We start from the raw sequence: 13851 nt of genomic DNA, 5'->3' as shown, positions 1-13851 counted from the left end.
GGGTCGGGGTACATCATTACATCGATGTAATCGGCCGCGCAAGAGCGCGTTGCCGGAGCCCGCGACTCAGGGGCGGTAGCCGCGCGGGCTGCCCTGGGTGCTGTCGCGCTCGAGAAGGTGATGCGAGAGGGTGAGCGCCCGCGGCGGTGCTGCGCGGTCATCCATGCGCGACTCGAGAAGCCCGAGTGCGGCATCCGCGAACGCGCGCCGGTCGAAGGCGATCGTCGTGAGCGAAGGCGACGTGTAGCGCGAGAACTCGACGTCGTCGAAGCCCGTCACGATCACGTCGTCCGGCACGCTCACGCCATGATCGTGCAACGAGTGCAGCGCCCCGAGCGCGAGCGAATCGGTGAACGCGATGATCGCGTCGAACGCGACGCCTCGCTGCAACAGCGTCCGCACGCCCTCGGCTCCGCCGGTCATCGACCACGGCATCGGATTGATCTCCAGGGCGGTGTCGCGGGGTATGCCGGCCTCTCGCAGCGCGTCGTGCACGCCGTCGAGTCGCAGACGACTGGTCGCCGTCGCGACCGATTCGTCATCGTCGGCGCCGATCACCGCGATGCGCGTCGCGCCGCGAGACAGCACGTGGCGGGTCACGTCGGCTGCGGCCCGGCGACTGTCGATGCGCACGTGGTCGGCCCTGTTCTGCTCCACCTCACCGAGTACGACGAGCGGAGGCAGCCGGTCGGCGTACTTCAGCACGCTGTCCTCGAGGCGGATGGGGTTCAGGATCAGACCGTCGACCAGGTGCGCGCGAGCCCGGGAGACCAGCTCCCTCTCTCGTTCGGGGTCGGTCGCGGTCTCCTCGATCTGCACGGCGAGGCCGCGGTCGTGCGCGGCGTCGACGATGCGGTGCATGAGCTCGGCCGAGAACGCGGTCGCGAGATCGGGCAGGGCCACGGCGATGATCCCCGAGCGGCCTTTGCGCAGCCCTCGGGCATTGAGGTTCGGCACGAAGTCGAGCTCGGCCATCGCCGCCTCGACGCGCAGCCTGGTCTCCTCGCGCACGGCGACCGTGCCGGTGACGACGTTCGAGACCGTCTTGGGCGAGACGCCGGCGAGTGCGGCGACGTCCTTCATCGTCGCGCGCGGCGGCGGCATCGCTGTCATCCGGTCAGCCTATCCATCGCCTCGCCCGCGAGCCCGCCGCATCGCGGAATGTCCGCACCCGCTGGCTACTATGGCCCGATGACCATCGAACGCAACTGGGCAGGCAACCTCACCTACCGTGCTTCCGCCGTCGAGCACCCCGGCTCGATCGACGAGCTGCGCCATCTGCTCGCCCGGGGCGGAGCCGTGCGAATCCTCGGTTCGAGGCACTGCTTCAATGACATCGCCGACACCGACGGGCTGCTCATCGCCCTCGATCGGCTGCCCGTCGTGTTCGAGGTGAACGATGCGCGTGACGCGGTGCGCGTCTCGGGTGGGCTGCGCTACGGCGACCTCGCTCCGCTGCTCGACGCCGAGGGGCTCGCGCTCGCGAACCTCGCCTCGCTGCCGCACATCTCGATCGCCGGCGCGGTCGCGACGGGCACGCACGGGTCGGGCGACGCGATCGGCTCACTCGCCTCGGCGGTGCGTGCGCTGACGATCATCACGCCGAGTGGGGAGACGCGCACCCTCGCCCGCGGTGACGACGACTTCGACGGCGCAGTCGTCAGCCTGGGTGCGCTGGGCGCCGTCGTCGATCTCACGCTCGACGTCGAGCCGTCGTACGAGGTCGCCCAGCACGTGTTCGAGCAGCCGTCGTGGGATGCGATCCTCGCCGACTTCGACGAGGTGACGAGCATCGGCACGAGCGTCAGCATCTTCTCGCGCTGGGAGCACACCGACGTCGCCGACCAGATCTGGGTCAAGCAGCGCCAGCCCGAGGCGCGCGAGAACACCCGTGCCGACCTCTTCGCTCGACTGGGAGCGGACCCGGCGACCGCCAAGCGGCATCCGATCCTCGGCGTCGATCCCGTCGCCTGCACCGAGCAGCTCGGCGAGCCCGGGCCGTGGTTCGAGCGCCTCGCGCACTTCAAGCTCGAGTTCACGCCGTCGGCCGGCGCCGAGATCCAGAGCGAGTACCTCGTGCCCCGGGCCGATGCGGTCGCCGCCATCCAGGCGGTTCGCACCCTCGCCGGTCAGATCGCGCCGCTGCTGCTCGTGAACGAGATCCGCACCGTCGCCCCCGACTACCTCTGGCTGAGCTCGTCGCAGGGCACGGATGCCGTCGGCATCCACTTCACCTGGAAGCCCGACGAGGCGGCTGTGCGCGCGTTCCTGCCGACCCTCGAGGCGGCACTGCCCGAGACCGCCCGCCCGCACTGGGGCAAGGTATTCGCTCTCGATGCCGCGGAGGTGCGCGCGCGCTACTCGCGGTGGGAGGACTTCGCCGCCCTCGCGCGCCGGTTCGACCCCGAGCGCCGACTCGTGAACCCGTACCTCGAGCGCTTGGGCCTGTAGCAGGATCCATTGCACCACCCCGGTTGTTCTCGGTAACATTCTCCGAGGCCTGGCCGACGGAGGTGTGCATGGCGAACGTCGGTTCAGACAAGCCCAACATCCGCCAGGTCGCGACCATCGCGGGCGTCTCGCACATGACGGTGTCGCGGGTGCTCAATGATCACCCGAACATCAAGCCCGACACGAAGCGCCGCGTGCTCGAGGCGATCGAGGAGCTCGACTACCGCCCGAATCTCGTCGCCAGGGCCCTCGCCACCCAGCGCACCCGGCGCATCGGCGTGATCGTCGAGAGCGCGGTGGCGCACGGTCCCACCAGCATCCTGAGGGCCGTCGAGCTGTCGGCGCGCGCCACCGGCTACTCGGTCACGCCGATCGCTCTGCACGAGGGTGATCCGCTGTCTCCCCAGGAGGCGGTCGACCACCTCGTGACGCAGGGTGTCGACGCGCTGTGCGTGATCGCGCCTCGTTCGTCGTCGGTGGCCGCTCTGCGGCGCATCGCGATCACGGTGCCCATGCTCGTCGTCAAGGCCGACGCCGACCCGACCTTCCTCACGGTGTCGATCGACCAGCACGCCGGCACGACGTCGGTGGTCGATCACCTCGTCGCTCTCGGGCACCGCGACATCCTGCACCTCTCCGGCCCGCTGGACTGGCTCGATGCGCGGGCGAGGGAGCGCGCATTCCATACGAGGGCCAAGTCGTGGGGCATCCGTGAGCGGCCGATCGTCGTCGGAGACTGGTCGGCCGACTTCGCCTACGACTTCGCGAAGGGCCTCACCAGGCTGCCCGACTACACGGCGATCTTCGCCGCGAACGACGACATGGCCATGGGGCTGATCCACGGGCTGCACGACAGGGGCTTCGAGGTGCCGAAGGACCTCAGCGTGGTCGGGTTCGACGACATCCCGCTGGCGCGGCATTTCATCCCTCCGCTCACGACAGTGCGTCAGGACTTCGGAGCGCTGGGCGTCGCGGTGGTCGAGATGCTGCGCGCGGCGATAGAGGGTCGCGACATCCCTGCGCTCACCCGCATCCCGACCGAGCTCGTCGCGCGAGGTTCGTCGGCCGCACCCAGGGAGGTGCGATGACACCCGACCGTGGTCCCGAGCCGGTCGTGCGGCTCGAGGGCATCACGGTCGAGTTGCCCGGCGTGCGCGCGCTCGACGGCGTCGACTTCCGCCTGTTCCCCGGCGAGGTGCATGCCGTGATGGGCGAGAACGCCGCGGGCAAGTCGACCCTCGTCGCGGTGATCACCGGCACGATCTCTCCCGACGAGGGCGTGGTGATCGTCGACGGCGAACCGCGTCGCTTCTCGGGAGTCGCCGACAGTCGGGCGGCCGGCATCGCGACGGTGTTCCAGGAGGCGCAGCTGAGCCCGAACCTCAGCGTGGCGGAGAACGTGATGCTCGGGCGAGAGCGTCGCGGCCGGTTCGGCATCGATTGGCGCAGGACCAGGGCGGATGCCGCCGAAGCACTGGCCAGGCTGGGGCTCGACGACCTCGACCCGAAGACGCCGTTGTCGATGCTGACGCCGGCGCAGAAGCAACTGGTCGCGCTCGCTCGCGCGGTCGTCGACGATCCGAGGGTGCTGATCCTCGACGAACCCACTTCGAGCCTCGACGTCGCCGAGGTGGCCACTCTGATGCGGGTCATCCGTGGCCTGCGGCAACGAGGGGTCGCGATCCTGTTCATCTCGCACTTCCTCGAGCAGGCGTTCGCGATCAGCGATCGCATGACGGTGCTGCGCAACGGGCGACGCGTGGGCGAATACGCGACACGCGACCTCGACCGAGCCGATCTGATCTCGAAGATGCTCGGCAAGGACATCGACAGCCTGAGAGCACTCGGCTCCGAGCGCAAGGCACACCACTACGCATATGACGGAGAGCCGGCCATGCAGGCGTCCGGCGTCGGTCGACGCGGCGAGCTGGAGCGGATGGACGTCGAGATCCAGAGGGGCGAGATCGTGGGGCTCGCGGGCCTCCGAGGCTCCGGTCGCACCGAGCTCGCATCGTTGCTCAGCGGCTCGGTGCGCACCGACAGCGGAGAACTCTGGGTCGACGGCGAACGGGTGCAGCTGCGAAGTCCCTCGGCGGCGCTGCGGCACCGCATCGCGCTGTCGGCCGAGAATCGGGGAACGCAGGGCATCATCGGCGAGCTCACGGCACGCGAGAACATCATCCTCTCGCTGCAGGCGCTGCGCGGCTGGACTCGTCCCCTCTCGCACGCCGAGTCGAGGGGGCTGGTGGAGACCTACGTCGAGGCCCTGCACCTCGATCCCGCGGACCTCGACCGTCCGGTCGGTCTCCTGTCGGGGGGAACGCAGCAGAAGGTGCTTCTCGCCCGAGCGCTGGCGGTGCGCCCGCACGTGCTGATCCTCGACGAGCCCACCCGGGGGATCGACATCGCGGCGAAGATCGAGGTGCAGCGCCGCATCAGCCAGCTCGCCGGAGACGGAGTGGCCGTCGTGTTCATCTCGTCCGAACTCGAAGAGGTCGTGCGGCTGAGCGATCGCATCATCGTGCTGAAGGACCGCGAGAAGATCGGCGAGCTCAGCAACGGTCCGGGCGTGACCGTCGACACGGTGGTGGAGATGATCGCGGCCGAGCTGAGCCACAGCGCAGAACTGTGATCGGTAACACTCTGGCTCGACCCTGATGAGTGCGATTTCGTAACGAACTCTTGTGTTCCCGAAATTGTTCCCGGTAACATCGCCGCAGGACATGCGAAGCAGCTGTCCTGCAATCACGACAGGACCATGACTGGTCCGCCACTGCCGGAGTGACCACCGGCATCTCAAAGAGGAGAAGAAATGTCCGCGAAGAAGCGCATCCGCGTCGCGTTCGGCCTGGCAGCAGTCGGCGCACTCACCATCGGCCTTGCGGCCTGCTCGTCGGGCGACTCGGGCGGCTCAGGCGGCGGGGGCGGCTCGGAGGAGATCACCACCGTCGGCTTCGTGGCCGTCGGCCCCGAAGGCGCCTGGCGCGAGGCGAACGAGTCGAACATCCAGGACACCTTCACGGAGGAAGCCGGATACGAGCTCAAGTACGCCCCCGCCACGAACCTCGACCAGAAGTCGCAGATCGACGCCTTCACGTCGTTCGTCGATGAGGGGGTCGACGTCATCCTGCTGTCGGCCACCGAGGCCTCCGGCTGGGAGGACTCGCTCAAGCGCGCGCAGGAGGCGGAGATCCCGGTCATCCTGCTCGACCGCGGCATCGAGCCCGACGACGACAGCCTGTATGTGACCCGGATCGCCCCCGACAACGTCGAGGTCGCCAAGGAGGTCGGCACCTGGGCCGCGGCCACGTTCCCCGACGGTGGCAACTACGTCGTGCTCGAGGGGCCGGCAGGTGTGGGCGTCGTGAACGAGCGCAACACGGGCTTCGACGAGGGCCTCGGCGACTCGTCGCTGACCAAGCTCGACGCGCAGACCGCGAACTGGTCGGCAGAAGAGGGCAAGAGCGTCTTCGAGACCATGCTGAAGTCCTCGGGCAATGACATCCAGCTGGTGTTCGCACAGAACGACGAGATGGGTCTCGGAGCCGCTCAGGCTGCGGAAGAGGCTGGCCTCGTCGTCGGTGAGGACGTCAAGATCGCCACGATCGACGGCACCAAGAACGCCATGCAGGCGCTCGCCGACGGTCAGCTCAGCTACGTGCACGAGTACAACCCGCTCTTCGGTGAGACCGCGCTCGAGGTCGTCGAGAAGGCTCTCGCGGGCGAGGATGTCGACTCGTACATCGTCGTGCCCAGCGAGGCGTTCGACTCCGCCGAGGCGGCGCAGGCCGTGCTCGCCGACCGCAAGTACTGACCGAGCACCGAACCCGAGGCCGGAGCGATCCGGCAGCGAGCCCGGGTGGGGCAGGACCACTGCGCCACCCGGGCTCTGCAGACGGAGAGACAGCGATGAACGAAGCACTGCCCATCGTCGAGATGCGCGGGATCTCTATCGAGTTCCCGGGCGTGAAAGCCCTCGACGGGGTCGATTTCCGGCTGTTCCAGGGCGAGGTCCACGCGCTCATGGGAGAGAACGGTGCCGGAAAATCGACCCTGATCAAAGCGCTGACCGGTGTCTATCAGATCGACTCAGGGTCGATCGTCGTCGCCGGGCAGGAGCGCAGCTTCGGCGGCGCCGGCGACGCACAGGATGCCGGGATCTCGACGGTCTACCAGGAGGTCAATCTCGCCCCGAACCTCTCGATCGGCGAGAACGTGATGCTCGGACACGAGTCGCGCGGAGTCTTCGGCATCAACTGGACGGCCACCCACCGAGCGGCGACCGACGCTCTCTCCCGACTCGGGCTGGGACACCTCGACACGCGCCGACCGCTCTCGACTCTCTCGATCGCGCTGCAGCAGCTCGTCGCCATCAGCCGCGCGATGGCTATCAAGGCCAAGGTGCTCATCCTCGATGAGCCGACGTCCAGCCTCGACGCCGCCGAGGTCGAGGGTCTCTTCACCGTGATCCGGGCTCTACGCGATCAGGGCGTCGCGATCCTCTTCGTCTCGCACTTCCTCGATCAGGTCTACGCGATCAGCGACCGCCTGACGGTGCTGCGCAACGGCCAGTACGAGGGCGAGTACCTCACCCGAGACCTCGACCGCCATGCCCTCATCTCGAAGATGATCGGCAAGGACCTCGACGCGCTCACGTCGCTCGGGGGCAACCGCCGCCGCGCACCGCGCGAAGCCGACGAGAAGCCGCTGCTCGCGGCATCCGGCATCGCGCGACGAGGCGCGGTCGAAGCGACCGACCTCGACATCCGCCCCGGCGAGGTGATCGGCTTCGCCGGTCTGCTGGGCTCCGGGCGCACCGAGCTCGCGAGACTGCTCTACGGGGCCGACCGCACCGACGAGGGAACGATCGAATTGCACGGACGTCGGGTCGACCTCAAGTCGCCGGCAGACGCGCTGCCTCGACGCATCGCCTTCTCGACCGAGAACCGCCGTGACGAGGGGATCATCGGAGACCTGACCGTGCGCGAGAACATCATCCTCGCGGTGCAGGCCGAGCGCGGCTGGGCGCGGCCCATGAGCCGCAAAGAGCAGGATGCGATCGTCGACCGCTACATCGAGCAGTTCCACGTCCGCCCAGCCGACCCCGATCGGATGATCAAGAACCTCTCCGGCGGCAACCAGCAGAAGGTGCTGCTCGGGCGCTGGCTCGCCACGCAGCCCGAGCTGCTGATCCTCGACGAGCCGACCCGTGGCATCGACGTGGGTGCGAAGGCCGAGATCCAGGAGGCGGTCGCCGAGCTCGCCGAAGACGGCGTCGCCGTGGTGTTCATCTCCTCCGAGCTCGAAGAGGTCGTGCGTCTCTCCGAGCGGATCATCGTGCTGAAGGATCACCGCAAGATCGGCGAGATCCAGAACGGCCCCGACGTCACCGCGCAGGTGATCGTCGATGTGATCGCCGCTCACGGACTGGAGGCTGCGGCCGAGACGCTCGACGACACAGACGGCGCCGTGCCCGATAGCATCGCCCCCACGACCGACAAGGAGGCAGCGCGATGACCGCGTCAGCCGGCACCACCATCTGGCGGGATCTGATCCACAAGCCGTTCTTCTGGGGCATCGTCGCGATCCTCGCGCTGCTCGCCCTGAACGTGGTCAAGGACCCGACCTACCTCGCGCTCTCGATCAACCCCAACAACGGCAACCTCGTCGGCAACCTGATCGACATCCTGCGTCAGGCGGCGCCGATCATGATGATCGCGATCGGGATGTCGCTCGTGATCGCCACGGGCGGCATCGACCTCTCGGTCGGCTCGCTGATGGCCGTCGCCGGGGCCGTCTCGATGGAGTTCCTCAGTGCCGCAGGCGACTCCTTCGGTGCGGCGCTCGCCGCGGTCGGACTCGCGCTGGTCATCACCGGGATACTCGGGGCGGTCAACGGTCTGCTCGTCGCCTATGTCGGGCTGCAGCCGTTCATCGCGACACTCGTGCTCATGCTCGCGGGCCGCGGCATCGCCAAGGTCATCACCGGAGGGCAGAACACCACGGCGTCGAACGACGCGTTCCGGTGGATCGCGAACGGCTTCGTGATCGGCATCCCCGTGGTGTTCATCCTCGCCGTGCTCATCGTGATCGTCGTCGGCTGGGTCGTCAGGCGCAGTGCGCTGGGCCTCATGATCGAGGCGATCGGCATCAACCCCCGAGCCAGCCGCATGGCAGGCATCAAGCCGAAGGGCCTGCTGCTCACGGCCTACATCATGAGCGGCATCCTCGCGGGGATCGCGGGGATCATGTCGGTCGGCAGCGTGATGACCGTCGACATCTCGCGCACCGGATATCAGCTCGAGCTCGACGCGATCCTCGCGGTCGTCATCGGCGGGGCATCGCTGGCCGGCGGCAAGTTCTCGCTCAGCGGCGCGTTCGTCGGAGCGCTGCTCATCGCCACGCTCGACAAGACCGTGCTGTATCTCGGAGTCTCGTCGTCGGCGACCCCGGCGTTCAAGGCCATCGTCATCGTCGCGCTGTGCCTGCTGCAGTCTCAGCGCGTGCGCAGCTGGTTCCGGTCGCGTCGCAAGGCCCGACCGGTCGAACAGGTCATCGCCAAGGAAGAGGTGTCCGCATGAGCGTCGTGACCGCCACCCCCGCTCCGCAGGCTGCTGAGACCGTCGTCGATCGCGTGCGGCGAATGATCACGGCGAACCCGTCCGTGCTGCCGACGATCGCCTCTGTCGTGATCTTCGTCGGCATGGTGATCTTCGGCGAGGTGGCCTACGGCCGCATCCTGCAGTTCAACACGCTGTCGAACCTGCTCATCAACAACGCGCACCTGATCGTGCTCGCCGTCGCCCTGACCTTCGTGATCCTCACCGGGGGCATCGACCTGTCCGTCGGCTCGATCATCGCCGTCTCGTCGGTCGCCGGGGTGATGCTCTCGAATGCCGGCTGGAACGCGTTCGCCGTGATCATCGCGATGATCGGCATCGGCATGCTCTTCGGCGTCGTCTCGGGAATCCTGATCAGGTACTTCGGCGTGCAGCCGTTCATCGCGACGCTGGCGATGATGTTCCTCGGGCGCGGCCTCGCGTCGCTGCTCAGCACCAAGCCGGAGCGACTCGGCGAGGAGTCGCCGATCCGGTGGATCGGCACGCAGCTGAAGATCATCGACGGTCCCAAGGTCAACGACCTCGTGATCACGCCCGCGGTGCTCGTCGCCGTCATCGTCGTCGCGGCCGCGTTCTTCGTGCTGCACCGCACCCGCACCGGGCGCACGGTCTATGCGATCGGAGGTTCGGAGAGCTCCGCTCTGCTGATGGGACTTCCCGTGCAGCGCACCAAGGTGCTGGTCTACGTGATCAGCGGTGGCCTGGCCGGCCTCGCGGCGGTGCTGTACACCGCACGACTCGGAACCGCGCAGAACATCACCGGCATCGGATGGGAGCTCGACGCGATCGCTGCCGCGGTGATCGGAGGCACCGTGCTGACCGGCGCGTACGGCTACGTGCTCGGCTCGGTCGTCGGGGCACTGGTGCTCGGACTCATGAACGTGCTGATCACGCGCGACGGCGGCATCCCTCCCGAGATGACCACCATCATCACCGGCGGCATCCTGCTCGTCTTCGTGCTGCTGCAGCGGGCGGTCACCCGAAAACGGGAGTAATTCCACCGGCGACAGCGATGAGAATGGCCCCTCTCCATCGAGAGGGGCCATTCTCATCAGAAGACAGCATGTCTTCTGTGCTCAGGGAGAGAGTCGTCACACCGTCGGGATCCACACCCGCATGGTCGACGGGCCACGCCTGGCCCAGTCGTGATAGGCGATCAGGGGAGCGTCGACCGTCTCACCCGTCGCGCGGTGGCGCACCGGCAGCACGACGTGACCGTTCTGCTCGACGGGCTCCCCGGCCACGACCGCGTCGCCGATGTCGCCACCGAGGTCGATCGACTCGAGTGCCAGCACCTCGGGGCCGCGCTCGATCGCGACGCTGCCGCGCACGGCATCCACCATCGGATGCGGTGACGTGGCGCGCGCCACGATCGGCAGGTGCAGCGTGACGACGTCGCCTGCTCGGAACTCGCGAGCGACCTCGACCGTTCCCACAGGTGCAGGCGACTCCGGGATCTCGTCTCCGCTGTGCACCCGGACGGCGGCGCCGTCGGCCCACGACGGCACGCGCAGCGTGAGCGTGAACTCGGCATCCTCGACGATCGTGACCTGCACATCGCCGTCGACGGGGTAGTTCGTCGACACCTCCAAGGCCACGATCCGCCCGTCGGGCAGAACGGTGCGCACCGACGAAGGCGCGTACTGATGCAGTTGCACACCGTCATCATCCGCCGTGGCCACATACGCAGCGAGGCTCGCGAAGGTGCGTGCCACGTTCGGCGGGCAGCACGACACCTCGAACCACGGGGCGCGCAGCGATGACGAGGCACGCGGCGACGTGGCATCCGGATCCGCCGGCGTCCCCGGCGTGCGCTGATGCAACGTGTTGGCATAGAAGAACGAGCGGCCGTCCGACCCCGGCGAGGTCGCGACCACGTTGAACAGCGTCCTCTCGATCAGGTCGGCGTACCGCGCCTCGCCGGTGGCGAGCAGCAGCCGCCACGAGAACATGATCGAGCCGATCCCGGCGCAGGTCTCGGAATAGGCGCGATCCGGCGGCAGCTCCCAGTCGTCTCCGAAGGCCTCGTCCTGATGGTGCGATCCCTGGCCGCCCGTGACATACGTGCGTCGTTCGACCGTGCGATCCCACTGCGACCGCAGCGAGGCGAGCAGCGCCTCGTCCGAGAGCTCGGCCGCGACATCGGCCGCCGCCGACGAGAGGTAGTTCGCCCGCACGGAGTGCCCGCGCAGTGCCTCCGCCTCACGCACCGACACGTCATCCTGAAAGTAGCTGCGGCCCCACTCGATCTCGCCGAGCGAACCCCGGCCGTGCCGCTCGACGAACAGCGCCGCCTGGTCGATGTAGCGCTGCTCGCCGAGAGCTCGACCGAGCTCCGCGAGACCGACCTCGACCTCGGCGTGCCCGCAGATCGCGTCGCGCCCGCCCGGGCCGAACTCCCGGCAGACGAGGTCGGCCGCGCGACGAGCCACGCTCACGAGTCCGTCGTCGGCATCCGGCCTCGTGCGCACCCGGGCGACGGCCGCCTGGAACAGATGCCCGAGGCAGTACAGCTCGTGCCCCCACTGCAGCGCCGTCCAGCGTTCGTCCTGACCCTCACGCCCGAACATCGTGTTGAGGTAGCCGTCGGGTTCCTGCGCGGCGGCGACCCGATCGACCACACGGCGGAACCGTTGTTCGAGGTCGCTGTCGCCGTCGGCATCCGTCCGTCCGATCTCCCACGCGAGAGCCTCGAGGTACTTGTAGATCTCGGAGTCCGCGAACTCGCGCCCGCGGCGCCCCGACGGCAGCGTGCCGGCGGCGGCGAGGTCGAAGTTCGGCAGCCAGCCCTCCGACTCGAGGCGCGACTCGATGTGCGCGAGGGTGGCAGCGCCGTTCACGGCCTGTCGGTCGCCCCAGAAGCCTCCGGTGATGCGCACCTCGTCGAGGCCGAGCGGGCGCAGGCGACCGCGCGTGGGGACCACCGGCGCAGCCGGTGCAGTGGTGTCGAACATGGTCATCCCTTGAAGGCGCCGGACATGAAGCCGCGCACGTAGTGTCGTTGCAGGATCAGGAAGAGCAGGATGCAGGGGAGCGCCAGCACGACGACTCCCGCCTCGGTGGCGCCGTAGTCGACGACACCCTGCACCTGCCCTCGGAGGTTCGCGACCGCGAGCGGCAGCGTCATGCGGTTGGAGTCGTTGATGAGGATCAGCGGGGCCATGAAGTCGTTCCACGCCGTGAGGAACGCGAACAGTCCGACGGTGACGAGCCCCGGCTTGACCGCCGGGAGCAGCACCCGCCACAGGGCGCCCCAGCTGGAGCATCCGTCGACCATCGCGGCCTCGTCCATCTCGCGCGGGATCGACTCGAACGAGATGCGCATCATGAACATCGAGAACGGCAGCTGGAACATGGTGATCACGAGTGCGACGCCGACCAGCGAGTTCTGCAGGCCGACGGCGTTGAGGATCACATAGAGGGGGATCAGCAGGGTCGCGTACGGCACCATCAGGATCGCGAGGGTCAGCAGGAACAGCGCGTTCTTGCCGGGGAACGAGAAGCGCGCGAACGCGTATCCGCCCAGCAGTGAGATGAACAGCGTGAGGGCGACGGTGAGCACCGAGACGAACAGCGAGTTGCCGAGATAGACCCAGATGCCCGCCTGATACTCGCCGAGGGCCGCGTAGTTGCCGAAGCCCCAGCCGTCGGTCTGGCTGGTGCCGGCCAGGGGGCTCACCGAGGACACGCCCGTCCAGATCAGGGGATAGAGGAAGATCACCGCGAGGGCGGTCGTGAACACCCAGTAGGGGATGCCGAAGATGACGCGGGCGGCCTTCGAGCGGTAGCGCGGGGCGGTGGGCTGATGGTTCGGGGCGACGATCGTGCGGGTCAGGGTCTGTGACATGATTCTCAGCTCTCGCTTCAGTTCTCGTCCGGGCGGCGGAACGCTCGCAGCTGGAAGACGTTGATGACGATGAGCGCGAGCAGCACGATCACCGAGAGGGCGCCGGCGATGCCGAGGCTGTTCTGCCCCTGGAAGGCCACGTTGTAGATCAGCTGCACCACCGTCATGGTGCTGTTGTCGGGGCCGCCCTTAGTGAGGATGTAGAACTGCTCGAACGCGAGCAGGGACCCGGTCACGCACATCACGGTCGTGAGCGCGAAGGTCGGCTTCAGCAGCGGCACCGTGATGTCGCGGAACGTCTGCCACCGGTTCGCGCCGTCGATGCGTGCGGCCTCGTAGACGTCGTCGGGGATGCCCTGCAGGCCCACCAGCATCAGCAGCATGTAGAAGCCCGCATAGCGCCAGACGATCAGGAAGATCGTCGACCACAGCGCGCCCTCGGGGGTGCCGAGGAACGTGATGCCCCACGACTTCATGAGGTCTGCGAAAGGGCCGGCGATCGGGGAGTACAGCACGTAGAAGAGCAGAGAGGCGGATGCCAGGCCGAGGGCGCTCGGGATCAGGAACGCCGTGCGCAGGAACCCCTTCCAGCGGGTCGACTCCTGCACGAGCAGGGCGAGGCCGAGTCCGAGGCCGATCAGGATCACGGTCGTGATGAGCGTGTAGAGCAGAGTGAAGCGGATCGAGTCCCAGAAGAGGCGGTGGGTGACGGCATCCGCGTAGTTCTCGGGGAAGTTGATGCCCTGGTTGCCACTCAGCAGCGGCCAGTCGGATGCCGACATCTGCACCACGAGCACCAGCGGCACGATGAACAGCAGGGCGACGAAGATCGCCGTCGGGGCCGCATACAGCCAGCCCTGCACCGGGCCGCCGAATGCGGTGCGGCGTCTGCGACGACGCAGCGGGGGTGCGGTCGAGGTCATCACGTTCTCT

General features: G+C 68.0%; 11 protein-coding genes. 7 read left to right on the top strand and 4 right to left on the bottom strand.

What is annotated here, in order from left to right; all coding sequences use genetic code 11:
* Window positions 1–66: 66 nt before the first annotated feature.
* Window positions 67–1113, bottom strand: a complete 1047-nt coding sequence (locus ACIOU8_RS17045; RefSeq protein ID WP_400792030.1) for a LacI family DNA-binding transcriptional regulator — start codon at window positions 1111–1113, stop codon at window positions 67–69.
* A gap of 78 nt (window positions 1114–1191) precedes the next feature.
* Here ACIOU8_RS17045 and ACIOU8_RS17040 point away from each other — a divergent pair, with 78 nt between their 5' ends.
* From ACIOU8_RS17040 to ACIOU8_RS17010, 7 genes are all read left to right on the top strand, one after another.
* Entirely contained in the window at window positions 1192–2451 is a 1260-nt protein-coding gene (locus tag ACIOU8_RS17040) for an FAD-binding protein (RefSeq protein ID WP_400792027.1), read from the top strand.
* 68 nt (window positions 2452–2519) lie between these two features.
* The gene (locus ACIOU8_RS17035) at window positions 2520–3539 is read left to right on the top strand and encodes a LacI family DNA-binding transcriptional regulator (protein WP_400792024.1); all 1020 of its coding nucleotides are present in this window, start codon (window positions 2520–2522) and stop codon (window positions 3537–3539) included.
* Window positions 3536–5083: a sugar ABC transporter ATP-binding protein gene (locus tag ACIOU8_RS17030; protein WP_400792021.1), complete on the top strand. Its 1548-nt coding sequence runs from the start codon at window positions 3536–3538 to the stop codon at window positions 5081–5083. Before ACIOU8_RS17035 ends, ACIOU8_RS17030 begins: the two co-directional genes overlap by 4 nt.
* A gap of 180 nt (window positions 5084–5263) precedes the next feature.
* Entirely contained in the window at window positions 5264–6265 is a 1002-nt protein-coding gene (locus ACIOU8_RS17025) for a substrate-binding domain-containing protein (RefSeq protein WP_400792018.1), read from the top strand.
* A gap of 95 nt (window positions 6266–6360) precedes the next feature.
* Complete coding sequence (locus ACIOU8_RS17020) at window positions 6361–7968, top strand: sugar ABC transporter ATP-binding protein (RefSeq protein ID WP_400792015.1); 1608 nt, start codon at window positions 6361–6363, stop codon at window positions 7966–7968.
* A complete protein-coding gene (locus ACIOU8_RS17015) occupies window positions 7965–9032 on the top strand; it encodes an ABC transporter permease (protein WP_400792012.1) in 1068 nt (355 codons plus the stop codon). The genes ACIOU8_RS17020 and ACIOU8_RS17015 overlap by 4 nt, the downstream gene beginning before the upstream one ends.
* Complete coding sequence (locus ACIOU8_RS17010; RefSeq protein WP_400792009.1) at window positions 9029–10066, top strand: ABC transporter permease; 1038 nt, start codon at window positions 9029–9031, stop codon at window positions 10064–10066. Before ACIOU8_RS17015 ends, ACIOU8_RS17010 begins: the two co-directional genes overlap by 4 nt.
* Before the next feature lie 96 nt (window positions 10067–10162).
* Here the strand turns inward: ACIOU8_RS17010 and ACIOU8_RS17005 are convergent, their stop codons facing one another.
* From ACIOU8_RS17005 to ACIOU8_RS16995, 3 genes are read right to left on the bottom strand one after another with little or no spacing between them, the layout of a single operon-like run.
* The gene (locus ACIOU8_RS17005) at window positions 10163–12031 is read right to left on the bottom strand and encodes a glycoside hydrolase family 127 protein (protein ID WP_400792007.1); all 1869 of its coding nucleotides are present in this window, start codon (window positions 12029–12031) and stop codon (window positions 10163–10165) included.
* Window positions 12028–12918, bottom strand: coding sequence for a carbohydrate ABC transporter permease (locus ACIOU8_RS17000; protein ID WP_400792005.1), 891 nt, complete (start codon window positions 12916–12918; stop codon window positions 12028–12030). Before ACIOU8_RS17000 ends, ACIOU8_RS17005 begins: the two co-directional genes overlap by 4 nt.
* Window positions 12919–12935: 17 nt before the next feature.
* Window positions 12936–13841: a carbohydrate ABC transporter permease gene (locus ACIOU8_RS16995; protein ID WP_400792003.1), complete on the bottom strand. Its 906-nt coding sequence runs from the start codon at window positions 13839–13841 to the stop codon at window positions 12936–12938.
* Window positions 13842–13851 lie beyond the last annotated feature (10 nt).

The organism is Microbacterium sp. NPDC087589 (genome assembly GCF_044743635.1).
Taxonomy (GTDB): domain Bacteria; phylum Actinomycetota; class Actinomycetes; order Actinomycetales; family Microbacteriaceae; genus Microbacterium.
Note: the sequence above shows the minus strand (reverse complement) of the source record. Positions and strands in the feature narration are given on the sequence as shown.